The sequence below is a fragment of the Vibrio penaeicida genome (genome assembly GCF_019977755.1).
In the GTDB taxonomy this organism is placed as follows: domain Bacteria; phylum Pseudomonadota; class Gammaproteobacteria; order Enterobacterales; family Vibrionaceae; genus Vibrio; species Vibrio penaeicida.
Window position 1 is genome coordinate 2,864,868 of the sequence record NZ_AP025144.1, and the last position, 25,787, is coordinate 2,890,654.

The 25,787-nt window shown below is 44.5% G+C and carries 17 protein-coding genes; 6 read left to right on the top strand and 11 right to left on the bottom strand.

Annotated features, from left to right (window positions below; translation table 11 throughout):
- Nucleotides 1-88: 88 nt before the first annotated feature.
- The 5 genes from LDO37_RS12835 to LDO37_RS12855 form a co-directional block, all read right to left on the bottom strand.
- Nucleotides 89-6,415 carry a FimV/HubP family polar landmark protein gene (locus LDO37_RS12835; protein ID WP_224056029.1) on the bottom strand — a complete coding sequence of 2,109 codons (6,327 nt, stop codon included), beginning with the start codon at nt 6,413-6,415 and terminating at the stop codon, nt 89-91.
- Between the two features lie 208 nt (nt 6,416-6,623).
- On the bottom strand, nt 6,624-7,637 hold the full coding sequence (locus LDO37_RS12840) for an aspartate-semialdehyde dehydrogenase (protein ID WP_126609925.1): 1,014 nt from the start codon (nt 7,635-7,637) through the stop codon (nt 6,624-6,626).
- Complete coding sequence (locus LDO37_RS12845) at nt 7,621-8,766, bottom strand: 4-phosphoerythronate dehydrogenase (RefSeq protein ID WP_126609926.1); 1,146 nt, start codon at nt 8,764-8,766, stop codon at nt 7,621-7,623. The genes LDO37_RS12840 and LDO37_RS12845 overlap by 17 nt, the downstream gene beginning before the upstream one ends.
- 49 nt (nt 8,767-8,815) lie before the next feature.
- The gene (locus tag LDO37_RS12850; RefSeq protein WP_224056030.1) at nt 8,816-10,327 is read right to left on the bottom strand and encodes an O-antigen ligase family protein; all 1,512 of its coding nucleotides are present in this window, start codon (nt 10,325-10,327) and stop codon (nt 8,816-8,818) included.
- Nucleotides 10,328-10,561: 234 nt separating this feature from the next.
- Nucleotides 10,562-13,966, bottom strand: a complete 3,405-nt coding sequence (locus LDO37_RS12855) for a hypothetical protein (RefSeq protein ID WP_126607063.1) — start codon at nt 13,964-13,966, stop codon at nt 10,562-10,564.
- 727 nt (nt 13,967-14,693) lie between these two features.
- Here LDO37_RS12855 and LDO37_RS12860 point away from each other — a divergent pair.
- Nucleotides 14,694-15,023, top strand: coding sequence for a winged helix-turn-helix domain-containing protein (locus LDO37_RS12860; RefSeq protein ID WP_126607029.1), 330 nt, complete (start codon nt 14,694-14,696; stop codon nt 15,021-15,023).
- A 135-nt stretch (nt 15,024-15,158) separates the two neighbouring features.
- Here LDO37_RS12860 and fabB read toward each other — a convergent pair whose 3' ends face one another.
- The gene (gene fabB / locus LDO37_RS12865) at nt 15,159-16,370 is read right to left on the bottom strand and encodes a beta-ketoacyl-ACP synthase I (protein ID WP_101112683.1); all 1,212 of its coding nucleotides are present in this window, start codon (nt 16,368-16,370) and stop codon (nt 15,159-15,161) included.
- Nucleotides 16,371-16,495: 125 nt separating this feature from the next.
- Here fabB and mnmC point away from each other — a divergent pair, with 125 nt between their 5' ends.
- The 3 genes from mnmC to LDO37_RS12880 all read left to right on the top strand — a co-directional run bounded on the left by mnmC (nt 16,496) and on the right by LDO37_RS12880 (nt 19,970).
- Nucleotides 16,496-18,508: a bifunctional tRNA (5-methylaminomethyl-2-thiouridine)(34)-methyltransferase MnmD/FAD-dependent 5-carboxymethylaminomethyl-2-thiouridine(34) oxidoreductase MnmC gene (gene mnmC / locus LDO37_RS12870; RefSeq protein ID WP_126607030.1), complete on the top strand. Its 2,013-nt coding sequence runs from the start codon at nt 16,496-16,498 to the stop codon at nt 18,506-18,508.
- A gap of 142 nt (nt 18,509-18,650) precedes the next feature.
- Entirely contained in the window at nt 18,651-19,487 is an 837-nt protein-coding gene (locus LDO37_RS12875) for a phytanoyl-CoA dioxygenase family protein (RefSeq protein WP_126607031.1), read from the top strand.
- A gap of 45 nt (nt 19,488-19,532) precedes the next feature.
- Nucleotides 19,533-19,970: a GNAT family N-acetyltransferase gene (locus tag LDO37_RS12880; protein WP_224055231.1), complete on the top strand. Its 438-nt coding sequence runs from the start codon at nt 19,533-19,535 to the stop codon at nt 19,968-19,970.
- Between the two features lie 8 nt (nt 19,971-19,978).
- On the opposite strand, the gene LDO37_RS12885 is transcribed toward LDO37_RS12880, so the two are convergent.
- The gene (locus tag LDO37_RS12885) at nt 19,979-20,248 is read right to left on the bottom strand and encodes a YfcL family protein (RefSeq protein WP_101112687.1); all 270 of its coding nucleotides are present in this window, start codon (nt 20,246-20,248) and stop codon (nt 19,979-19,981) included.
- A 20-nt stretch (nt 20,249-20,268) separates the two neighbouring features.
- On the bottom strand, nt 20,269-20,799 hold the full coding sequence (locus LDO37_RS12890) for an elongation factor P hydroxylase (protein WP_126607032.1): 531 nt from the start codon (nt 20,797-20,799) through the stop codon (nt 20,269-20,271).
- Between the two features lie 210 nt (nt 20,800-21,009).
- Between LDO37_RS12890 and LDO37_RS12895 the strand changes: the two genes are divergently transcribed.
- Nucleotides 21,010-21,633, top strand: a complete 624-nt coding sequence (locus LDO37_RS12895; protein WP_101112691.1) for a trimeric intracellular cation channel family protein — start codon at nt 21,010-21,012, stop codon at nt 21,631-21,633.
- Between the two features lie 55 nt (nt 21,634-21,688).
- Here LDO37_RS12895 and LDO37_RS12900 read toward each other — a convergent pair whose 3' ends face one another.
- Entirely contained in the window at nt 21,689-22,423 is a 735-nt protein-coding gene (locus LDO37_RS12900; RefSeq protein WP_126608695.1) for an SDR family NAD(P)-dependent oxidoreductase, read from the bottom strand.
- 105 nt (nt 22,424-22,528) lie between these two features.
- Between LDO37_RS12900 and LDO37_RS12905 the strand changes: the two genes are divergently transcribed.
- Nucleotides 22,529-23,440 (top strand): LysR family transcriptional regulator, encoded by a 912-nt coding sequence (locus LDO37_RS12905; protein ID WP_126608694.1) that lies wholly within the window; start codon nt 22,529-22,531, stop codon nt 23,438-23,440.
- A gap of 83 nt (nt 23,441-23,523) precedes the next feature.
- On the opposite strand, the gene aroC is transcribed toward LDO37_RS12905, so the two are convergent.
- On the bottom strand, nt 23,524-24,609 hold the full coding sequence (gene aroC / locus LDO37_RS12910) for a chorismate synthase (protein ID WP_126608693.1): 1,086 nt from the start codon (nt 24,607-24,609) through the stop codon (nt 23,524-23,526).
- Between the two features lie 197 nt (nt 24,610-24,806).
- A complete protein-coding gene (gene prmB / locus LDO37_RS12915; protein ID WP_101112698.1) occupies nt 24,807-25,739 on the bottom strand; it encodes a 50S ribosomal protein L3 N(5)-glutamine methyltransferase in 933 nt (310 codons plus the stop codon).
- Between the last annotated feature and the right edge of the window lie 48 nt (nt 25,740-25,787).

The window sequence follows — 25,787 nt, forward strand, 5'->3', positions numbered from 1 at the left end:
CCAAGCCATCTAAGCTTAGCGCAGCGTCATCTATTCAATAAAAAAACAGGCAACCATTGGCTGCCTGTTAGAATTGCTCTATGCGCTACTATTCATTCAATTTATCGATAAGGGACTTGGCTTCTCGTCGTACATCATCGTCGCCATAAACAATGGCTTCTTCGAGCAACTTGATCGCACCTTCATTATCGTTCATTTCAACATAAATCTTGGCTAAATCCAGTTTGCCAGCGGCTTCACTGTTATCGTCGACATCAAAAGGTTCTACCTCACCGAGCACATCTGGGAATTCATCTAACCCAACACTTAACTCTAGAGCTTCAGCATCGGGATCTGGCTTGTCACCAGATTCGGCTTCTTCCTTCTCCACCTGTGCCATAAGTTCATCTACACTCATGAACTTCTGGTCCGCTTCTTTTTCGCTAGAAAGATCTGGTTGATTTTCCCAATCTTCTTCGCGAACCTCAGGGTCTTGTAACGCTTCAGCTGTTCCCCAAACTTCCTTTTCTTCTTCGGGAACATCTTCTGAAATTGAAGCTTGCTGTTCTGGCGTGAGATTGAAACCATTCCAGTCTTCACCTGTATCCAGCATGGCGTCGATATCCATGCCAGCACTATCAACCACTTTACTGTCTAATGGCTGATCAAACCTTTCAACCAAATCACCTTCTGGCTCACTCAATAGCGTAGCCATTGTCGCTGACTCATCAAATTGAGCTAGGTCTTCATCAGCAAGTGGTGTACTGCTATCTTCGGAGGAAGAAAGGTCAAATGCGTCTTGCAGCGCAGCAGCTTCGTCGTACTCACCGAGATCAGAATCATCCAATTCAATCGAATCTTCGGAAACAGGTTCTGGCTCCAATGAATCAAGAGGCTCAAGCTCATCTTCCATCGCATCAAATGCTGCAGACTCGTCAAACTCACCTAACTCTTCATCAGTCAAAGAAACGTCTTCTACTCGAGCTGCTTCTTCAGCATCAATTTCTGCAGCGATATCGTCATCTACAGGATTGAGAGCCTCTTGCAGTGATCGTGCTTCATCAGGCTGTGTTTCCGAAACCGAGGATTCATCCAAACCCTCAAACTCTGAGTCGTCCAATTCAATCGAAGTGTCAGTGGGTGGACTTACATCCAGCTGATTTTGAGAATTAGGCTCTTCTAACTCATGGTCGCTAGCAGAAGCCTCTTCTACACGAGCGGCTTCTTCAGCTTCAATTTCGGCGGCAATATCATCGTCAACAGGATTAAGAGCTTCTTGTATGGAGAGAGGTTCGTCCGTCAACGCTTCCATAGCCGCTGATTCGTCAAACTCCCCAAGATCCGCATCGTCCAGCTCTATCGAATCAGCACTGTCTACCGTATCACCAGCTATATCCGAAACATCTAAATCTTCTGGCAGTGGCGCTGGCTCACCAGTCATCGCGTCCAATGCGGCTGATTCATCGAACTCACCTAAATCCGCATCGTCAAGTTCAATGGCGTCAGGCTCATCCAGCTCTTCAGCGATTTCACTTTCTACTGGTTCAATCGCTTCTGGCTCATCTGCCATCGCATCCAATGCGGCAGACTCATCGAACTCACCTAAATCCGCATCGTCAAGCTCAATGGCGTCAGGCTCTTCTAGCTCTTCAGCAACTTCGCTTTCTACTGGTTCAGCCGCTTCTGGCTCAGAAATTTCTGGCTCTGAAGTTTCATCGTCTGCAACTTCAGGCTCCGCGGTTTCTAATACTGGCTCAGAAGCATCCAGATCTTCTGGTAGTGGTTCTGGCTCATCTGCCATCGCATCCAATGCGGCAGACTCATCGAACTCACCTAAATCCGCATCGTCCAGTTCAATTGCGTCAGGCTCTTCTAGCTCTTCAGCAACTTCGCTTTCTACTGGTTCAGCCGCTTCTGGCTCAGAAATTTCTGGCTCTGAAGTTTCATCGTCTGCAACTTCAGGCTCCACGGTTTCTAATACTGGCTCAGTAGCATCCAGATCTTCTGTCAGTGGCTCTGGCTCATCTGCCATCGCATCCAATGCAGCTGATTCATCGAATTCACCTAAATCCGCATCGTCAAGTTCAATGGCGTCAGGCTCATCCAGCTCCTCAGCGATTTCACTTTCTACTGGTTCAATCGCTTCTGGCTCAGTAATTTCTGGTTCTGAAGCTTCAACGTCTGCGCCTTCAGGCTCCGCGGTTTCTAATACTGGCTCGGTAGCATCCAAATCTTCTGGCAGTGGCGCTGGCTCTTCTGCCATCGCATCCAATGCAGCAGACTCATCGAATTCACCTAAATCCGCATCGTCAAGCTCAATGGCGTCAGGTTCATCAAGCTCTTCAGCGATTTCACTTGCTACCGGTTCAATCGCTTCTGACTCAGCAATTTCCAGCTCTGAAGTTTCAACGTCTGCAGCTTCAGGTTCCGCGGTTTCTAATACTGGCTCGGTAGCATCCAAATCTTCTGGCAGTGGCGCTGGCTCATCTGCCATCGCATCCAATGCGGCAGATTCATCGAACTCACCTAAATCCGCATCGTCAAGTTCAATGGCGTCCGGTTCATCCAGTTCTTCAGCGATTTCACTTTCTACTGATTCCGCATCTTCTGACTCAGAAATTTCTGGCTCCGAAGCTTCAACGTCTGCAACTTCAGGTTCTGCTGCGTCTGGTACGGAGGGTTCTGACTCTGTAGTGTCGAGATCTGCGACTAAGTCGTTATCGTCCAATTCATTTAAGCCGAGATCATCTGTTGAATCTGGCGTATCTGACAATTCCTCAAGACCACTAAGGTCAGTATCATCAAAATCCCAGTCTTCATTTTGTGGTGTACCGAACTCGTTTGGCACTGACTTTGGCATATCGAGCTCTGGCTCTGGCTCTGGCTCTGGCTCTGGCTCTGGCTCTGGCTCTGGCTCTGGCTCTGGCTCTGGCTCTGGCTCTGGCTCTGGCTCTGGCTCTGGCTCTGGCTCTGGCTCTGGCTCTGGCTCTGGCTCTGGCTCTGGCTCTGGCTCTGGCTCTGGCTCTGGCTCTGGCTCTGGCTCTGGCTCTGGCTCTGGCTCTGGCTCTGGCTCTGGCTCTGGCTCTGGCTCTGGCTCTGGCTCTGGCTCTGGCTCTGGCTCTGGCTCTGGCTCTGGCTCTGGCTCTTCAGATGATAAGTCCGTCTCGCTACTGTCAACGCTTTCATCAGAAGTTATATCAATATCTTCACTTTGAGCTTGGCTTATATCAGGTTCCAGCCCTGGTTCTATGGTCGATTCGTCAATCGAAAGTTCTTCATTTGAAGTTTCTTCGGTATCTATAGAAGATTCTTCTAACGACGGCTCTTCTAGTAAAGGTTCTTCTGACTCAATCTCTTCTTCAGAAGTGTTTGAAACGTTATCTTCAGGTGCACTTTCGTTCTGAGGGAGTTCGCCAATATCAGGTAAATCTGGTGCATCTTCGTCATTACTGACTTCGCCTGAGAATGCTTCTTCTTGCCAATCTTCAACAGGTTCACCGTCTTCAGATATTGAATCGACATCCGATTTCAGTGCACTTTCATCGAGTTCACCAATATTTGCATCGGTGAATTCAGGTTCTTCACGAGTTTCACCCATTAAAACATCGAGGGGCTCGTCATCGTGGCCTTTCAATGAAAACGCTGTTTCTGCGTCTTGTATTGGCTGAGCAGGAAATTCTTCAGGAGTTGCTGATTCTGTGTTTGACTCCGTTTCGTCAGCTGAAGTTGTATCAGTGGCTTCAATCTCTGGATCAGCTAGCTCTTGATCAACTGGCTCTTGGTCATCAATTTCAGGCTCGATCTGTTCCAGAGCTACCTTTGATTCGTCCTCTTCCGATACTTCATCAATAGTATCAGCGGTCGCTATTTCATCAGTACTCGTATGTTCTGAGGATTCCTGTTCTAACGGTTCTTGTTCGAACGCATTTTCAAGTTCCTGCTCAAATGCGTTCTCTTCTGGTGCTTCTGTTGCCGGATCTTCGACCTCAGCCTGCTCAGCTTCGTCATCATCTAGATGGCTTTCAGACTCGAAATCAAAATCAAAGTCGCCACCCTGAGTTTCAGATGGAGCAATTGTGTCATCTGGTGTATCAGAACCTAGGTCGAAATCATCCGCATCAAACTCGCTTTCTACGGATGAATCTTCTTCAACTAATTCATCGAGTAGATCGGTACTTTCTGGATCAACGCTTGCCTTTGATTCCTCTAAAACATCGTCTAACAGGTCTGTACTGTCTTCATCCAACGACTCCGGAATATCGAGATCAAAGTCATCTTCATCTGATTCTTCAAGCACGCTATCAAGAAGATCTGTGCTATCCGCATCAATAGAGGTTTTAGAGTCGTCGTCAATAAAATCATCTAGAAGGTCTGTACTATTTTCATCTAGCGATTCGGGGGTGTCACTTGAATCCGACTCGTCCAACAAAGTGTCTAATAGATCTGTTGACTCAGGATCCAATTGCTCTGTGTCTTCTGACGGACCATCAATAACGTCATCAAGTAAGTCAGTGCTGTCTGCACTTAAATCGAACTCAGCAAGGATATCGTCAGCAGCATCGCTGCTTATTTCATCTTGTTCTAGCGCTTCATCGAGGAGTGCATCAGGTTCTAAATTCAGTTCGGAATCATCGGCATCTAAAACGTCATCTAGTAAATCTGTGCTACTTGAATCTAAGTCAGTGCCTGCTTCCAACATATCATCGAGAAGGTCAGAGTCTCCATCGCCAATATCGTCGGTTCCCTCACTCAATAATTCGTTAAACGCATCTTCACCCAGTTCCGATTCAAGATCGATTCCATCGGTCGCTGCATCGCCTGAATCTTCGCTGCTTTCACTAGTAGATAGTAGAGTTCCAAAATCCAAGTCATCGTCGGTTTCGGTGTCATCTATACCGGAAAACAAATCGTCTAACGTGGACTGATCAAGCTCGTCAGCACCTAAGTCCTCTTCTGGTCCATCGGAACTAAACAGCGCATCAATATCATCATTGGATAGCTCGTCATCGCCTGAGAGGTCGAACTCTTCTGTCTCATCCCCTGAGGTATCTTCTTCGATTTCAGGTTCGATCTCATCAAGAGCTCGCTCCATTTCCTCGAGACCGAGCGCTTGTTCGTCAGCATCAACGCTGATTCCTGTGGCGCTGGATTCAATATCCGTTAAGTCGGTATCGAGCTCACCATCTTCTCCGATACTCGCGAATGGGTCATCACCTTCATCGTCAAGATTAAAATCAAGGTCTTCATCATTCAGGTCGCCAAAGACATCATCGGATTCTTTGTCTTTGTCGCCTTCTTCCAATGATTCGTCAGAGAACGCGACTTCAGACTCATCCCCAAACAACTCGTCGTCCAGAGATAGCTCTTCATCTTCAATATCACCAATGAGGTCATCATCCAGATTTATCTCATCAATTTCTTCGTCTTCATTAGCAGGAACTGGTGGGATTTCTGCTTGAGTTTGTTCTTGAACTTCTTCTTCCGCTTCAGGTTCTTTTCGCCTGCTAAGAAGCATAACGACCAGTAAACCAATCAATAGGCCTGGGACCAACGCCAATGCGCCTAGCAATAATGGGTTGCCGACAATTCTTTCCATCAACGTCGGCGCATTTTGCTGGCTTTCTAGCTGCTTCATTTTTTCAGCATCAAGCAGCTTTTGAACTTCATCTCTAATGCGATTTTCATCGCCTAGTTCATCTTTGAGAGTTTCTACCTCATTTTGAACTTCAGAAAGCATTAAGCGAAGTTGGTGGTTCTTTTCTTCGAGCGACGAAAGTTCACTTTCGGACATATCGAGCTGTTCTTTCAGCTCATTCACTTGACCGTTATCTTTCATCGCAGGTTTAGGATCAACCATCGGCTCAGCTTTTGGTTCTTCCTTCACCATTTCAGGTTTGGGCTGAGTCGATACGGTTTCTTTCGGCACTTCTATTTTCGGCTCAGCAGGCTTTGGCTGTGCCGCCGCTGGTCGAGGCCTTACAACAGGCTGTGCTGTTTGATTATTATTTTGCCCATCAAGTCGAGCTTGGTGAGCAGACATAATTCTTACTGCATTGGCAGTGCTTTCAGATTGGACTTGCTGTAACGAAGGTATACGAAGAGTACTACCTGGAATCAGGCTATGGATATTTTGGTCTTCAAACGCTTGGGGATTAAGACGATAAATCGCAAGCAAAGTTTGTTGAACTGTAAGGCTATTTGCTGGTCTTAAAGCCGTAGCGATACCCCACAGGGTTTCGTTTCCCCGTGTTGGACCATAGAACAAAGAGGGTTGCCCCTGAGCGGCAGGTTGTCGGATCTGCTCAGCAAAGCGTGGGGAGTCTGAAACCTCTCCGTTGGAACCAATAACTCTGATGGTATCAGCGGTAGCCACTGGAATTTGAGTCGAGACCATCAGAAGCAAGGGCGTTAACAAACGCTTGAAAAAATGATGCATATAAGGCTCAGCTTTCTTGCTTTCTTATCTTGAATAATAATGTGATCTGCTAAATATATCGGATAAATGTCGTAAAACTATAGCGGCCGCACGAAAAAATGTGTGTCCGAGTTGATATTCGTACCATTCTTACTCAATTTTGCATTTTTTGAACAAAATAGGAGCAAGAAAAAAGCCTCACAATGTGAGGCTTTTAAAATAGTTATACTTAGAAATAGTCCCGAATTAGCACTTCGGCGATTTGAACAGCGTTTGTAGCCGCACCTTTTCGTACATTGTCTGCAACAACCCAGAGGTTTATACCGCTGTGATGGCTGATGTCGTTTCGAATACGACCAACCATAACGTGGTCTTTACCACCAGCATCACGAACTTGGGTTGGGAATTCTTCACCATAAAATACTTCGATACCATCTGTTTGCTCTAAAAGCTGAGCAACTTGGTCTGCATCGATAGGTGTTCTGGTCTCGACATGAACGGCTTCTGCATGCCCGTAAAACACTGGCACTCGAACGCAAGTTGGGTTCACCATGATAGAAGCATCGTTGAAGATTTTTTGAGTTTCCCAAACCATCTTCATCTCTTCTTTGGTGTAACCGTTATCCATAAACTTGTCAATTTGTGGAATACAGTTAAAAGCAATCTGTTGACTGAATGCTTTCTCTTCCACTGGCTTACCATTCAACAAATGTGCAGTTTGACCCGCCAGTTCGTCTACCCCAGACTTACCCGCACCGGATACAGACTGATAAGTAGATACGTTAATGCGCTCGATACCAGCTTGATCGTGGATTGGCTTAAGCGCAACAAGCATTTGAATGGTTGAGCAGTTTGGGTTCGCGATGATATTACGATTACGAAACTCTGCAATCGCTTCTGGGTTCACTTCTGGTATGACTAGAGGCACATCGTAGTCGTAGCGGAATTGGGACGTGTTATCGATAACAACAACCCCTTCATCCGCCGCAATTGGCGCCCATTTTTCAGAAAGACTGCCACCTGCCGAAAATAACGCGATGTGTACTTGTGACCAGTCAAAATCTTCCACATTTTGTACGCGAATGGTTTTCCCATTGAAGCGATACGTCTTACCTTCACTGCGTTCGCTTGCCAATAAGTGTAACTCTCCAACTGGAAATTCACGCTCTTTTAGCACTTCAAGAATGGTTTCACCCACGGCACCTGTTGCACCTAATATTGCAACATTAAATTCTTGGCTCATTTGTTACCTCAATTTTAAAACCTAGTTTAGCGAGTGGTTCGAGATTACACTCGTGATTCCCCACTAAAGTGACGGCACTGTATTCTCGTCTATCCCAATAATTTTTGCGCATTTCATCAAACGCACCTGCTCGGGCAATATTACGACGGAATATGGCGTCATCGTGACGGACATCATAAATCAATTGAGTAAGATTGTGCAGTGTTGCGTTGTCCCAGGCTCTGTCCAGCTGAACACGCGGCACAGGTGCTATTGGCAGCAACTCAGATGCGTAAACCCGATTTTCCTTGCCGAGAAACTCGCAAAAAGAGTTAAAGATCATGGTAGTACCGCGCGCTTTACCCTCTAAACCATAGCCAGCCACATGAGGGGTAGCAAATGCAAGCAATGGAAGTAGATCCATGTCGACTTCTGGTTCAAATTCAAAGACATCCAATGCAGCCGTAAAGCCGTCATTGCGTTGCAAACGCTTCTTCAGCGCTGCATTATCAACGACAGGACCACGCGCAGCATTAATGAGGATTTGATTCGCTCTTAATGCTTCTAGACGCGTTTCATTGAGAATATGATGAGTTGGGTACTCTCCATCACGTGTGATTGGGGTATGTAAAGTGATGATATCTGACTGTTCAAGCAATGTTTCAAGCGCGGTAAAAGTACGCTCATCGCCTTCTGCTTGTTTAATAGGGTCATTCAATAGAACCTTAATACCCATTCCCTGAAGGCATTTAGCGAGATAAGAGCCTACCTGACCCGCCCCAATAATACCGACGGTTTTATCGAATACAGAGAAACCTTGCTGCTGCCCTAGAATCATCATCACGCTAAACGCGTATTCAGCAACACCGACTTTGTTGCAGCCAGGCGCAGCCGTAAAGAAAATGCCTTTCTCTTTAAGCAGCGCTTGATCAACATGATCCATTCCTGCTGTTGCGGTCCCAACAAACTTTAATTTGTTGGCTTTGGAAATCAGTTCTTTATTCACTTTTGTTACTGAGCGAATCATCAAGCCATCCACATCGACCAAATCTTCGGCAGTCATGGTACGTCCTGGTTTCAAAACCACTTCACCTAGCTGGCTAAAAAGCTTTTCAGCATAAGGCATGTTTTCATCAATAAGGATTTTCATTTCAATTGAGCAAGGTTACGTTAGAAAAGATGCACTGATTCTGCCCCAATCAGCGCTGAGTTAAAAGTTTGTTTTGTTCTCTTGCGCGGCAATCCAGTGCTTTTGTCATCAATGACTGAGCAGCCAAGTAGCTAGGGTAATGACTAAGAAGTTCCGTAAGGGTTTTAACCGCCCCTGAACAATTGCGCCTATAGACTAGGAGCTCACTATAAAAATACCGTCCATAAATATGATTCGGATTGAGTGCCAAAAATTTCTCCGACGCCCATATCGCACTATCTAGGTCTTGAGGATCGCGAAAATACGATCTCGATAAATCAAACCATGCCACTTCATTCCCTGGGTATATGGAAACCGCTTTTTCAATTTTCGATATATCTCGCTGGTGTACGCCTTGGTAATGATAGAAGTGAGATACCACTGTCATGATGCTCAGTGCGGGTAAAATTAAAACTACAATAGATAACTTAGAAGCTAGTTTGCTTGTTGTATGCTCAGGAGATCGACGTGTCGTATTCACTAAACTCGAGAAAAGGAGGATTGCAAATACATAGCTCATTGGAGACAAAAACACTTGACTCATTAAGGAGTGCAGCAAAAAGGCAATGGACGCTACAAATATCCACCCCTGCTTTTCCCTATACAATGCCAAAGATAGCGTTTTACTGACTAACCAAATGTAAATGGCTAAAAACAACGCCGTGCCTACCCACCCTAACTCTGTTGACACTTTTGTAAGAAAGTTGTGCGGTGTTTTTAGAATCTGTCGCTCGTTAACATAGTCTGACCCGTGTTTTGTCCCTGCCCTAGCGTATTCAGGGTGGATAAATTCAAAATTATTGGCACCAACACCGAAAGGGTTATCTCTCAGCATATCCCAACTGTTCACTACCATATTTAGTCTTGGTCGATAGTTTTCTATTGGATTTTCAATCGTCGTTAGTGATTGGCTAATTGTTCTTGGTAGCGGCACTTTGGTTTGCATTGCGAGTAAGCCCAGAATGCTCAGCGCAATAATAGTTATTACAACACGCTTATGGGCAAATGGTATTTGATGAATATATCTGCGACTTCGAATTAATAATAATAAAAATACACCTATAGCAATTGCGATTACCGTTGTTCTAATATGTGAAATATTCAAAACATAAAGAATGCCAATCAAGGTGCAAAGAGCAACAAAGCAAAGAAGGTAATTCGATTTTGATTTCCAAGTCAAATAACAAAGAGCTGGTATCCAGATATTAAATACATGCCCTGCATTGTTGGTAAAGCCTATAGGAGTAAAAGCTCCGTTACTAACAGGAACTCCTATCCAACGTTCAATGCAGAATACGAAAACAAATAGACTCGCTGATACAACAGAGCTATGAAGTAAAAGTTTGCATCTTTGATCACTTGTGTAGCATGAAATTAGCAGAGAAAAAGCGACACCAAATAATGCGAAACGAAATAAAAACTCCAACCCGGCATAGACGTGGCTTGCCCACAATAACGTAATAGCAATCCAGTAAACGGTCAGCAAAAAAACAGTACTTATATATGCCCTAACAAAACCCACTCTCTCTCTATGAGCAAACACAAAAACAGAAAGAAGAAGGTCAATGAACAACCATTTGGGAACATCATGGCTGTAATAGAAGCCACTCCAATGCAAGTTGGATAACAAAGCGAGAGCGATTGGAATAAAAACCAGCCAAAACTCTTTCAGTTTGTTATCAGCGTATATTTTAAAAGATTTTATTGTCATACAGTAAAAAATAGGGAGCGATTAGCTCCCTATGCATTCCCATTGTTAGTAGCCGAATTCGACAACCAGCTCCAAATCTCTAAAACGGATGTAGCTAGAACCAGAATTGCTTTCTGCCACGGCAGCAAATTTCAGAATAGATCCATCAAGTACCGCTTCTCTGACTTCATCTAACCCAATCTTGTTGAAGTTCAACTCTAGTGGTGCATTACCACTGCTCAATTGACCTAGCAAACAAGTCGTATCTCCAAATTGACAAGCCAAACGGAATTCCTCTTCCGCATTGTCTGTATTCAGCGATTCAGATTGTTTCCCTTCGTATAATTTCACTGCAGAGTTTATTCTGTATTTGTTCACCAGTTTGGCGTTAATAATTCGAACACCTTCAGGCACTGTACTGAGGTCAAAAGCAAAGTAAGCACGGTATTCATAAGGACCGTTTGCGTTATTGCCTTTGTATACTGACGCACCCCAAGTGCTGTTGTACGCGTGGTAAGACTTAACGGTTGGTACCGGAGCGTATGGATCCGTTGGCGCGTACGGGTCGGTCGGTGCGTAAGGATCGGTTGGTGCATACGGGTCCGTTGGCGCATATGGGTCTGTGGGTGAGTATGGATCTCTGATTGTGCTGTACCCGACTTGACCTGAGAACGTTTGCATTGGATTCAAAGTAATCGTTTCAACCACACCAGCTTGATTTGGAGCGACAGTCACAAGAGGTATTTTAGTATCACCCGTTGGGTCATCGCTTACAATAACAAGTTCTGCTCGGTCTAGTTCCCAATTACTCCCTTGATATTTAACTTGAATTTGCTGACTACCTGAAGCTGTCAAGAAATTAGGCTGATAACCCGAAATCGACCAACCTGATGCTTGCGAACCATCCGTATTCTTAAAGTCGTAGCTCGAAATATTAAGGTCTGCTTTTCCTGGGTTTTTAATGAGCACAGAGGTTTCTGCGCTTGCAGCACTATCGTTTGGACGACGAACTTTGACAGGTGCGCTTGAATTTTCAACGGCACGCCATTCCGCGTCATCGAGAGCCTTAACCGTCAGGTAAGGTGCGTCTTCCCCTAATACAATGGTCTTCGCATAACGTTTTCCATACCCAGCAACACCGTCGGTATGATCAAGGTAGAACTGCATAGATGTCGGCTTGCTGCTTAGCAAACTACCATTTGCGTTTGGTTTAGCTTGTTGTGCAGAAACAGTATACGAAATGAACTCCCACTCATCCTCTGTCGCTTGAGGCGAGAAAGGCACTTTGGTATTCACTCTACCCAAGTAATCCGTTGTCACTGTTTTGCTATATGCAAAGTTAGTTGAACCTTCAAGTTTTATCTTGGCATAAGGTACTCCATTTCCTTGCAAATCGATGGCTTCGAATTGAACTCGAATCCAAGGACAACGGCCAGAATCAGTGACTCCACAGGAGTAATCAAAGTTCCACCAACTAAAGTGGGAAACTTCACCAACATATTTGTCGCCCTGCAACGTCGCTTCGCCTTCTTCAACCCATTTTCCGGTAACAGGATCTAGGTGCCACAAAGGCATGGTTAGAGGAGCGGTTTCTGGATTCGCAACATCAATACTGATAGTAGCGGTTTTGCCATCTGCTATGTTTAGTGGGTTACCATTGTCATCTGTCAACTTCGCGCCAATCACACCAAATGAAATAATGTCCACTTCTAAAGGTTGACCATCCGCGTCAGTCGATATCCCTGTAAATCCGCCAGGGAATGCCTCAACAAAAGCAGCATCCGATGGATTCATCGCTCGGTGGGAAACATTTACATTCCCCGTATAAACTGAGCCATCAGCCTTTTTAAATGCGTTGATAGGAAATTTGATCGAGGCTTTTTCATCTAACGTAACGGTTGAAGCTTGTGTAGACGAAATATTAGTCTGTGTGCCATTCATTAGCTGCACGATACCCAAATCGTTTAGCTGCCCTGCTTCAATCTTGATAGGAGTTGAATACGGTAGGTATCCATTACCCAGAGATATTTCTAAGACATAATCACCTATAGCAATGTTTTCACCTCCAAATAAACCCGTGTCATTTTGAAGTAAAACAGCACCTTGGACTTCGGTTCCGTCAACGTTTTTGAGCTTCACTTCCAAAGCACTCAACTGGTACGAAGAAGGCTTTGTAGTAGCAAAGTTAAGGAATACCTGACCATTTATAGAGCCTTGTTGAACCGCAGCAACTTGGTCACCTGTTACCAAAAACTCGTAACTTGCAGAACCGCTTCGCTCACCCGTTGGCGTAACACCAGCAACATCTAGACGATAATGACCCGAGATGTAGCGACCGTTGTATGTTGTAGATAAAGGTGACGTAGCCGCGTTAATCGTAAACGTCGGTCCAACTTCCACCATCTGACCGTTCAAATACCAAGTTTTGATGATATTTCCAAAGTCAGCATCGTCTTCTGATACATCAGCAGAAACAGTGAACTCTGTTATTGAGTCAAACGCAAAATGCTGCGGATAAGTTTCAGAATCTAGAATTGCAAGAGGTAAGTTATCATTGATGTCGAGTTCAATCCCAAGATCAATACTGCCAATACCTTTAACACCTTTTAGAGCTTGAGATACTGACGTTTGATTTCCTTTGATTACTCGAACCGTTTCTGCGAAACCCGCTGCAAGATGTACTTTCTCACCAGAAGAATTTCCATCATGTACAGTAAAAACTAATGCGTAATAACCTGAAGCGACTTGATCGTTAAGTGATGCTCTCGCTACCCAGTTATTCTCATCTTTTTCAGAAATAGTAATGTCAAAACCTGAAAGAGAAACGCCATTACTAGATTGCAATTCAGCCGTTACTACCGGATTTAATGCAATATTTTTCGGCCAAGACACTTCAAAATCAAAACTACCGTTCCCTTCTTCTAAGGACAAATTGATAATGGCAGCTGTCGTTTCATCAGCTCGAACAAATACATTTTGCTGTCCCCGAGCAAACTCCTTTCCACTCCCATCTTTTGCTGAAACTGTAATAGTCCACTCACCATTAAGAAGACCTTGAATTTGCCTTCCACCCCGACCGTTTACGTCTACGGTAAACGTCGCGCCTTCTGGACCTACACCGGATATCGTGAACTTATCAAGCTTTAAGTCTAACGCCGGTTCATTGGTTGTTGCCCCTTTAGGAGATAAATCACCATTTCGAGACTGACCTTCGGCGTAATCAAGAGATGATGCAGTCGTGTTTTTAAACACACCATTTGAAGAACGAGAAAGCCCTTGGGTTACTTCCACAGGGGAAGATTCAAATTGTCTTGAATTCGTTTCATCTTTCAAAACTAAATTCAACGTACCTTTGGCTGAAGTGTCACTGACAGATTGATTGCTACTGTCACCTCCACCTCCTCCGCATGCAGTGACGACGATAGAAATCATCAATGCATAAATAAATTGCAATATTCCTTTGCGCTTCATATTAATCTTCTCAATTATGTTAAAAGATAAGCCAAATATAGTTATGGCTTTATTAAAAACAGCAACGAGAAATATATACGCATAAACAATGAAAATTATTTTCTATTTACAATGTGTTACTAACATTATTTACAATATGTTACTTAGAACTATTTACTTTCATGAAAAAAACACAACAAATTGGAATGCAATTAGATATCGCTCAGTTTTTTAGCATTATCCTTACATGTTACATTCGGTTACTTTAGAACATACAAAAAATTACCGTAGGATAAGCAAAACACCTAAAAATATTAGTAATGATTGCTAAAACCACTTTGGGGAGAAATACATGAATAAAAGCATAAATACGGTACAATATAATGTAGCTTATATCACCGACAGGCACGTTTATAAGGAACCCATTTCACGTTTTTTTAAAGACATAAAGGTCAATATATTCTTTTATTCAGACAGCTGTGGTCTCTCAAATAATGCTTCATACTTAACATTAGATAAAAATATTAACTTTAGTACTATTGTCATAGACAGGAATATAACATCTGAAACGGATTTCTATAGAACAAGGCATTTCATAAGAAATTCAGAGTTAAGTTCAATTATTATTTGTAGAGATAAAAAACGTGCTTTCTCAATTATTAATTCAGGTGCCGATGATTTTCTAGTTCCTCCATATACCGCAGAAGAGCTGACTCTACGGATTATTAACGTATCCCAACGAAAGCACATGCCTCACCTTCATTCTGAAAGTCATGTCAGCTTCGGAAAATACTCTCTTCACCTAGAAACGCGTGAACTCAAAACTCAAGACATCAATAAAAGCCTAACCGACGGAGAACATATGCTGCTTCTTCATTTAATTGGTAACAAGGGTAAATACTCTTCTAGAGAAGAACTTTCATTGGCATTAGGAAAGAAGCGCCACCCAATGTCTAGCCGGTCTGTAGACATGTTAATTGGGCGATTGAGAAGAAAGATTGATGACAACCCCAAAATGCCTCAATACATCGTTACATCGCGAGGGAAAGGTTACATGTTGGTAAGAGAACCAGAATAAAAAAACCGGTCTCAAACGAGACCGGTAAAATCCAGAACAAAAGGACTGAACCCCGCTCTCCTTGGGGAACTTTCCGCGTCTGTGTGATCAGCTAGGCTGATCAGCTCTGGAAACTTTCAATAATATTACCGCTGTTTAGCCTTGGTATTTTTTCATTACCAAAGTCGCGTTGGTTCCGCCGAAGCCGAAGCTGTTAGACATCACTGTTGTCAGCTCTTGCTCACGTGTCTCAGTCACAATGTCTAGACCTTCTGCAGCTTCATCTAAGTTGTCAACGTTAATGCTAGGTGCAACAAAGTTGTGGTGAAGCATTAGCGTGGAGTAGATCGCTTCGTGTACACCTGCGGCACCCAAAGCGTGACCAGTCATCGCTTTAGTCGCTGAAATCGCTGGGCTGTTGCCACCAAATACTTCTTGGATAGCTCCTAGCTCTTTCACGTCGCCTACTGGCGTTGAAGTGCCGTGTGTGTTGATGTAATCAACGCCATCGACATCTTGCATTGCCATCTTCATACAGCGGATTGCGCCTTCACCAGACGGAGCAACCATGTCGAAGCCGTCAGACGTTGCACCGTAACCGACAACTTCGCCGTAGATAGTTGCACCACGAGCCAGAGCATGTTCTAGCTCTTCGATAACCAACATACCGCCACCACCTGAGATGATGAAACCATCACGATCCGCATCGTAAGTACGTGATGCTTTTTCAGGTGTGTCGTTGTATTTCGTTGAAAGTGCGCCCATCGCATCAAACATCATGGTTAGAGTCCAATCTAGCTCTTCACCACCACCTGCGAATACGACATCTTGTTTGCCAAGTTGAATCAACTCAACAGCGTGCCCAATACAGTGTGCAGAAGTTGCACAAGCTGAGCTCATAGAGTAGTTCACACCGCGAATCTTGAATGGCGTAGCCAAACAAGCAGACACAGTTGAAGACATAGTACGAGGTACCATGTAAGGGCCAATACGCTTCACGCCTTTTTCACGTAGCGTATCCACTGCCACAGCTTGGTTCAGAGAGGAAGCACCACCTGAACCTGCAACGATACCTGTGCGATCGTTAGAAACCTGCTCTTCAGTTAAACCTGCGTCAGCAATAGCCTGTTCCATCGAAAGGTATGCGTAAGCAGCAGCATCACCCATAAAACGCATTTTTTTGCGGTCGATGTGCTCAGCTGGGTTAATTTTCAGATCACCCCACACCTGTGAACGCAGCCCTTTTTCTTTGAACTGCTCAGATGCGTTAATGCCTGATTTACCCGCTTTCAATGACGCTAATACTTCTTCGACGTTGTTACCGATACTGGAAACAATACCCATACCGGTGATTACGGCTCGTTTCATGAGACATTCCTATAATTCAAAAATCCGTAGAATAATAACCAAGTTGCCACACAAAAGTGGTCAGCTTTCCCAGAAATACGTACAATCCGCGATAGTCTCGCACATTTACCCAAGATCATACCACTATGACGACCATTAAGAACGCAGTTCTAGGCTGGAATGAAGCCGGAACCCCTGTGTCTGATCAATTCGATGATGTTTATTTTTCTAATGTAAACGGGCTGGAAGAAACTCGTTATGTCTTCTTGTCACAAAATCGATTGCCTGAACGTTGGAACGAATACTCCGATAGACGATTTGTTGTCGCTGAAACGGGCTTTGGCACAGGCTTAAACTTTTTGGCTCTGTGGCAATGGTTTGATGCTTTCAGAAAAACCAATCCGAATACGCCACTAAAAGAGCTGCATTTTATCAGCTTCGAAAAGTTTCCTGTAACGCAAGACGACCTCAAAAAAGCGCATCAATCTTGGCCAGAACTTGCTGAATACGCCGAGCAGCTTCAAAGGCACTACCCAATAGCCGTGCCAGACTGCCACAGAATTGTGCTTGCAGATGGTGCTGTAACGCTGGATTTGTGGTTTGGTGATATTAAAGACTGCATGCCTAGTGTGCCAACGCCTAAAACAGGCTTTGTCGATGCATGGTTTCTTGATGGGTTTGCACCCAGTAAAAACCCCGAGATGTGGAATCAAGACCTGTTTAACGGCATGGCCAAGCTAGCGAAACAAGATTGTACCTGTGCCACCTTCACGGCTGCTGGGTTTGTGCGTCGTGGGCTGATTGAAGCCGGATTCTCTATGAAGAAGGTCAAAGGCTTTGGAACCAAGCGCGACATGATTGTGGGTACCATTGAGCAAAAGGTGCCAACAACCAACATTAAGCCATGGTTTCATCGCTCGGGGACCTGCAATGTGCAAGACGTCGCGATTATTGGCGGTGGTATTGCCAGCGCTACTTTGGCGAAAAGCTTAGCGCGTCGTGGCATTAAAACCACGCTGTATTGCAAAGATTCGTCACCTGCACAGCAAGCGTCTGGAAACCGCCAAGGTGCGGTCTACCCGTTGCTCAATGGTACTCACTCAGGCGTTTCCCGTGTTTTTGCTCCTGCCTTTTTGTACGCCAGGCAGTTTGTGGAGCAAATGAGTGCAACACTTCAGTTTGATCATGAATGGTGCGGCGTTACCCAATTAGCATGGAATGAAAAAGCAGAAGCTAAACTCAGCAAAATGCTACAGGGTGATTTTGCAGAGCAGTTAGTTCAAAAATTAGATCAAAACCAGACATGCGAAAAAACGGGGCTGACTTTTGATATGGGAAGTGTTCACTACCCGCTAGGAGGTTGGTTATGCCCTCAACAGCTCACAAATGAAATCCTTAGAGAATTGGAAGAAAGCGGTCACCTAACCTGTATGTATGACACAGAAATACAGAGTGTCGAGGAAGTAGAGGGGGGTTGGAGCCTACTATCCGAGCAAGGGACATTCACTCATCAAGTCGCCGTTATTGCGAATGGGCACTTATTCAGCCAGTTCGAACATTCAAAAACAATCCCAGCCTCACCTGTAAAAGGGCAAGTTAGCCACATACCGACAACGGACAACCTTCAGAAGCTCAAAACGGTTCTTTGCTACGACGGATATCTGACACCGCATAACCCAAACAATATGCAGCACTGCATTGGTGCGAGTTATGACCGAGACAACATAGACAAGGAATTTGATCAAATCGCACAGAATGAGAATGCAGAAAAGCTGCGCAACTGCGTACCTAATCAAGCTTGGACTCAAGATGTCGACGTGTCCGAAGGGGATTCACGCCAAAGCATTCGCTGCGTTTCACGGGACCACTTACCCTTTGTCGGTCCCGTTGGTCGCTACGACAGAATCGTGACCGAATATGCAAACCTGCGCGATCAAACCGAAGCAGATGTCATTGACCTCCCCGTGTATTCCGATCTCTTTTGTATGGTTGGTTTGGGCTCCAGAGGGTTAAGCTCTGCCCCGTTATTAGGTGAACTATTGGCTTCTCAAATTTGCCAAGACCCCATGCCATTCGCTGTGGATACGTTAAATGAACTGCACCCCTCTCGAATGTGGGTTAGAAGGCTGCGTAAGGGGAAAACCATTACGGGATTGTAATCCTCCCATAATCGAAAATAAGGCGCTTTAAGCGCCTTATTTTATTGCCCATCAACATCACACATAAGTTAACATTTCTTTTACAATTAACCACATACCCCCTATATTAGACGTCAAACAGGCAAAATTTTAGAGTTTACCCATGCTAAGTCAGCAACAAGTTTTGCAGTATCACGAGCAGGGCTATTTGGTTCTTGATCAAATGATTCCCGTAGAAACGTTGAACGAATTGAAGCAACGAGCGGCGAAGATTGTTGACGAATGGAAACCAGATATCACCACTTCTATATTCACTACCAATGACAATGATCGAACTGGGGACAGCTATTTTCTCGATTCGGCGGAAAAAGTTCGTTGCTTCTTTGAAGAGGAAGCATTCGATAAGAACGGTCAACTGATTGAGCAAAAAGCTTTGTGCATCAATAAAATCGGTCATGCATTACATGAACTCGACCCTGTATTTCGTGAGTTCAGCCATCTACCAGTTCTTGGAGACATAGCCAATGATATCGGTGTAGATGAACCTGAAATTCGTCAATCCATGTACATTTTCAAGCAACCCAAAATTGGTGGTGTCGTGAATTGGCACCAAGACGCGACGTTTTTCTTCACCACACCGCAAAGCGTTGTTACGTATTGGTTTGCCATAGAGGATGCCACCTTGGAAAACGGCTGTTTGTGGGTAGAGCCAAAAGGTCACACAGGACCTCTTCGAGAGCGGTTTAATCGAGATGGGGATAACATCGAAATGGTTAAGCTTGACGATACACCATGGCCAACTGAAAAAAGCGGTATTCCTGTGGAAGTCAAAGCGGGTAGTTTAGTTATTTTTCAAGGGCTGCTTCCCCATTACAGTGCGCCTAACCGCTCTGCAAAATCGAGGCAGGCTTTCACTTTGCATGTCACAGATGGGAGTACCCACTACGCCAAAGAGAACTGGCTGCAAACCATTCTGCTACCTCTGCGCGGATTCGATTAATGTTTTGTGGAAACAGTAAATCTTCACTCAGATAAGGAAAAATCTTTGCTCACTATACGAAAAGCGAGAGCGGATGACGTGGATGCCATCATGCCACTTTCTCAACATCTACAATACAAAAATTCCAGCCAAAGCGAAGCACGTTTACGGCTTAACAAACTCATTGAAAGCAGTGACCATTGGGTATACGTCGCAGAATCAGTAAACTCAGAACAAAAGAAGGATATGGTTGGTTGGCTTCATTGTTTTCATGCTTTGAGGCTGGCGTCCGAGAGCTTTTATGAAATCGGAGGAATGGTAGTATGTCCGTCAGCGAGGCGATTAGGCATTGGAAAGTTACTCGTTGATCATGCGATGTCTAGCCATTCAGGAAAGTGGCGAGTAAGGTGCAGTGAAACGAGAAAGGAAACGCACCAGTTTTACGAAAATGTAGGATTTACGACCTGTAAAACTCAATGCGTTTTTGAAAAATATTCTGAATAACGCGAGGTCTAATTCAGCAGTAACTTATGTAGCTGATGCCAAAGCTCACTGACAATAATGCGATCCGCAGGAGTCAGTTCAGATTTTGCTCCCTCTAAGCTTTCTTCGATTCGGACTTTAAGATCCGTAATTTCCGTTTCCCCTGCAGCTTCACATGCTGCTGCAGACAATGAAATATGACCTCTTAAGTAGCCACCAGCAAATAGCTCATCGTCTGATGCAGTTTCTACTTTGGAATCAATCAATTCCAGCATTTTTTCTTCGTACTCTAGGATCATTCTGGTCTCTTATTTCACTGTTACTTCACTTGAAACTGGTCAGGGTGAAGAGAATCGGTTTTATAGAAGTGGCGCAGTGCGTCAGATAGGCTTCTCATTCGGGGTGATAGCCCACTTTCGAGGATCTCTAAAACCTCTTTATGCACTGTGCTCATAAAGCTCAGTCTATCTGGCTCAAAATCGCCGTGTAGATTGTCACAACTGACCGTAAAAGGAAAGCCTGCGCTTTTCGACAAAATCCACTCATACGCTTGAGGGCGAAGTTCGACTCGTTCAAACTCTGCTTGTATTGCTTCAGTTCGACCATCGGGCTCATACCAATAGCCAAAATCTTCTTTAAGCCGGCGTTCCGGTCCCGCCACCATCCAATGAGCAATTTCATGCATTGCAGAGGCGTAAAAGCCGCGTGCAAATACTATTCGGTGGTAGTCTTTTTCTTGATCTGCAGGCAGGTAAATAGGTTCATCCCCTCCTAGTTCCAACCTTGTATTAAAGTCTTCATAGAAGGTGCGATTAAATATATCGATAAGATCTGTGTATTGATGAGACATAAGGCTTTGATGTTGTCACTTTCTAGCGCATATTTTCCTTGGATTTTCTCATTTGTAAACCCAATTTACGTCCTGTCCTTATATCATGCCTCCAACATTAGGTTTTCTAATCCAAATAACCACATGCCATACTAATTTTTACTCGCCAGCTCTGCCATTTCACACTAGAATTGCCGCTCTTTTTTTCCTCTACTTGCTGGGTCTGGAACCATGCTTTTAAGCACGCTCTATGTTTTAGGTATCACAGCGGAAGCGATGACTGGCGCACTCAGTGCTGGTCGAAAGAACATGGATTGGTTCGGTGTTATGTTTGTTGCGAGCGCAACCGCTATTGGCGGTGGGACTGTGCGCGATATTTTGCTTGGACATTACCCCCTTACTTGGGTTGAAAACCCTCAGTTCCTGGTGATTACATGCGTTGCTGGTGTTGTTACAACAGGCATTGCAAAGTGGGTAATCAAACTAAAAGGGCTGTTCATAAGATTAGATGCTCTTGGCTTGATCGTTTTCAGTATCATCGGGACAAAAGTTGCGCTGAATATGGGATTGCACCCCATTATTTGTATCGTATCTGCGGTAGTGACAGGGGTATTTGGTGGCTTACTTCGGGATTTGATCTGCCGCCAATCTCCTCTCGTTTTGCATGAGGAACTTTACGCATCTGTCGCCCTGCTTGCCTCTGTGCTCTATTTAACGCTGATGTATTTTGGTATCAACGAAGTTACAAGCACCATTGCAACATTAATCGCGGGTTATTTGTTAAGAATGGCTGCCGTAAGGTTCAAATGGAAGCTGCCCTCCTTCCAATTGGAAACCGAAGAGCCCCTGCACTAAAGCATTGTGATATCAATCAATTATCTCTGGCGTATGGCACGCCAGAGAAATCACGTTATAGTGCATGCCCCGCATCCACATCTAAACTCCCACCTCGCATGCCTTCAGATACAGGAGAGAGCAAATACTCAATGGCAGGAACAATGTCACTGGTTTCAAGAATACGCCCAAGAGGCGTTGTATTCATGAACGATTTAAGCCCTTCGAATGCTTCATCATTCATACCCGCTTTTCCTTGAATCTCTGTTGCGGTTACACCCGGTCTAACACTGTTAATACGAATCCCCTTCTCCGCGAGATCCACATTCAGGCACCCAACAACGCCTTCTAACGCGGCTTTGCTCGCCGAATACAAAGACGAACTGGGGAATGCCTTTTTCACCACAAGACTCGACACCATAACAACGCTTGTGGGGTTATTTAGAACAGGCAGCAATGCCTGAAGAGTAAAGTATGGTGCCTTGAAATTAACATTCATCGTTAGCTCAAAGGCTTCTAACGTTGTTGTCTCCAATTCGTTTGGAAAATACACGCCAGCATTTAGCACCACGCCATCTAAGCGGATGTTATCCGTCTTTAGCTTTTCCCCTAGAGTTTGAATATCCGACATTTTCTCGCTGTCACATAGAACTGGGATTACTTCTCCTTGTAAGCATTTCACAGTCGCTTCTAGTTTTTCTGAGTTTCTCCCGGTCACGACCAAGCGATGACCCTTTTCACTTAACGATTTTGCTGTTGCTAAACCAATGCCAGCCGTTGCACCTGTAATCAAAATTGTGTTAGAGCTCATGATTTTCTTTCCTTGCGGTTGAACACAAACTCAGACTACCTCATGGTAATAAGCATGATTAGATACCAATTACTCATCATTTTGTTTCCATTTGGATACCAATAAATGAATACACACAAGCTGCTTCCCTATCTTCCCATTTTTCGCTTGGTTGCCATAAAAGGCAGCTTTCAAGGCGCCGCCAATGATCTTAACCTGCCGAGATCATCAGTCAGTAAAAAGATCTCGCAGCTAGAGTCATTAGTTGAACAACGGTTAATACAAAGAACCACCCGCAAACTCGTGCTGACCGAAAGTGGAAACAAGCTACTGAAGTTGTCTGAAGGGATACCAAATATTCTCAATGACATAGAAGAGTTTGTGTCTGATTTCCAAGAAGCACCTGTCGGGAAAGTAAAAGTAAGTTGCTCAACCTTAATTGGTCATCAATACCTGCTTCCGCACATAAAATTGCTCAGAGATAAGTACCCCAAAATAACGCTTGAGCTGAGCTTTAACGACAGCTATGTCGATTTGGTTGAGGAACGGGTAGACATTGCAATTCGTGTTGGCAACCTACCAGACTCTCCTATGCTGGCAAGGAAAATAGGTGATAAGAGCTTGGTTTGCGTAGCCAGTCCAGACTATTTACTTACTCATGGAACGCCTTCTTCCCCTGAAGAGCTGGATGTACACCAGTGCTTAGTGTTTAAGAGCAAAAGCAGCAACCACAGCTACTGGCACTTTCAGAATTCGGAAGGAAGTACACACCCTATTCCGATTCGCGAAACTCTGATTTGTGATGATGCCCGAGCACTGATTGATATGGTGAAATCAGGATTAGGCATCACGATGGTTGACCCCAATCTAATTCGAAATGAAATGAGTACGGGAGAACTTATCCAAATTCTGGAGCCATTCAATGTTACCTGTACTCAACCCGTTCAACTATTGTGTTTAGGCAGAGCCACTCGTTCTAAAGCCGCTAAAGTTATTTGGGAAGAACTGGCGAATATACTGCCGTCGCACTTTCAGTAAAATTCAGACAATAAAAAAGCGCTCATCAGAGCGCTTTAACTAATCAAATATCAACCTATATTAGACTAGGTCACTACTAGCGACTAAATCTGAGGCGTTTCCGTTGTCACCCCGTGGTTTTGTCCACGATGACGAAGCAAGTGGTCCAGCAAAACGATGGCTAGCATAGCTTCTGCAATAGGTACGGCACGGATACCAACACAAGGGTCATGACGCCCCTTAGTAATCAGTTGAGTAGGCTCACCTTTCCGAGTAATGGTTTCACCCGGAACGGTAATGCTTGATGTCGGCTTAAGTGCAATATTCGCAACCACATCTTGTCCTGTCGAAATCCCACCTAAAATGCCACCAGCATGATTACTGGAAAACCCTTCCGGTGTAAGTGGATCACGGTGTTCGCTGCCTTTCTGGTTTACTACCTCGAACCCATCACCAATTTCAACGCCCTTTACAGCGTTAATGCTCATCAACGCATGAGCGATATCGGCGTCTAAGCGGTCAAATATTGGCTCACCTAACCCAACAGGTACTTGCGTTGCAACCACTTGGATCTTAGCACCAATTGAATCACCTTCTTTCTTGAGGTCTCGGATCAGTTGATCAAACTCTTCAATTTTATCGACGTCAGGGCAGAAGAATGGATTGTTTTCAATTTCGTTCCAATCAACCTTATCGATCTTCACATCACCCATTTGGGAAAGGTAGGCACGGACTTCAACACCAAACTCTTTCTTAAGGTACTTTTTAGCCACAGCACCCGCCGCAACACGCATCGCAGTTTCACGAGCAGAGGAACGGCCTCCGCCTCTGTAATCGCGAACACCGTACTTTTGGTGGTAAGTATAATCGGCGTGACCCGGGCGGAACTTGTCTTTGATTTCGGAGTAATCTTTTGAGCGTTGGTCAGTATTTTCAATCAACAAGCCAATGGATGTGCCCGTTGTTTGACCTTCAAATACGCCCGACAAAATTTTCACTTCATCCGGTTCACGTCTTTGCGTGGTATAGCGAGACGTGCCAGGACGGCGACGATCTAAATCCACCTGCAGGTCGGCTTCACTTAGCTCTAGACCCGGAGGGCATCCGTCGATGACACAACCCAGTGCCAAACCATGGCTTTCACCGAATGTCGTTACACGAAAATGTTGTCCAATGCTGTTTCCTGCCATTTACTTCCTCTGTTTTGAAAGACATTTCACCTCTTTTTAAAGGCTTCATCCCTGTCTTTCGTTCAAACCTGTCATTTTTCGTGATTTCATAGTCGCTTTATAGGCAGGCGTTGTAAACCCCTTGCTAGCAAAAATAAAAAAAACACCAGTATCAAACTGGCGTTTTAAATATTAAATCAATAAGTTAACCGTTACGACTAATCTTTATAGATAGCGAACTCTTCTGCATGCTCTAGCATTTGTGCTCGGGTAATCATAAATACGCCATGACCACCATTTTCAAAATCAATCCATGTGAATGGCATGTCTGGGTACTGGTTTATCATGTGAATCATGGAATTACCAACTTCACAAATCAGAATGCCATCGTCGGTTAGGTAATCTGGTGCATTCGCTAGAATACGTCGAACCAACTTCAACCCATCCGTTCCTGCTGCCAAGCCAAGCTCCGGTTCGTGAGTAAACTCTTCAGGCAAGCTATTCATGTCTTCTTCATCCACATAAGGAGGATTCGAAACAATAAGGTTGTATTTGTCTTTTGGTAGGTCACGGAATAAGTCAGAGCGGATTGGGAAAACCTGCTGTTCCATTCCATGGTCTTGAACATTTTGCTCTGCGACTTCTAACGCATCAGAAGAGATATCAATCGCATCCACTTCCGCATCAGGGAACGCATGAGCACAAGCAATCGCAATGCACCCGCTACCCGTGCACAAATCCATAATGCGTGTTGGCTCTTCCACCAACCAAGGTTGGAACTGAGCTTCGATCAACTCGCCAATAGGAGAACGAGGCACTAATACACGCTCATCAACAAAGAACTCCAACCCGCAGAACCAAGCTTTATTGGTTAAATAAGCAGTTGGCGTTCGATCATTTATGCGTTTTACCACTCGCTCAACGATACGTAATCGTTCGCTGCTGGTTAAGCGGGAATTCAGTACATGAGAAGGCACATCGATTGGCAAGTAGAGTGTCGGTAATATCAATTGAACTGCTTCATCCCAAGCGTTATCCGTGCCGTGACCATAAAAAAGACCGGCGGCGTTAAAGCGACTGACTGTCCAACGAATCATATCTTGAAGCGAATGAAGTTCAGAAACCGCTTCATCTACAAAAATCTTATCCAAATTTGCCTCCGAAAAGCGCTACAATACTGCATATTTCAAATTTTTAAG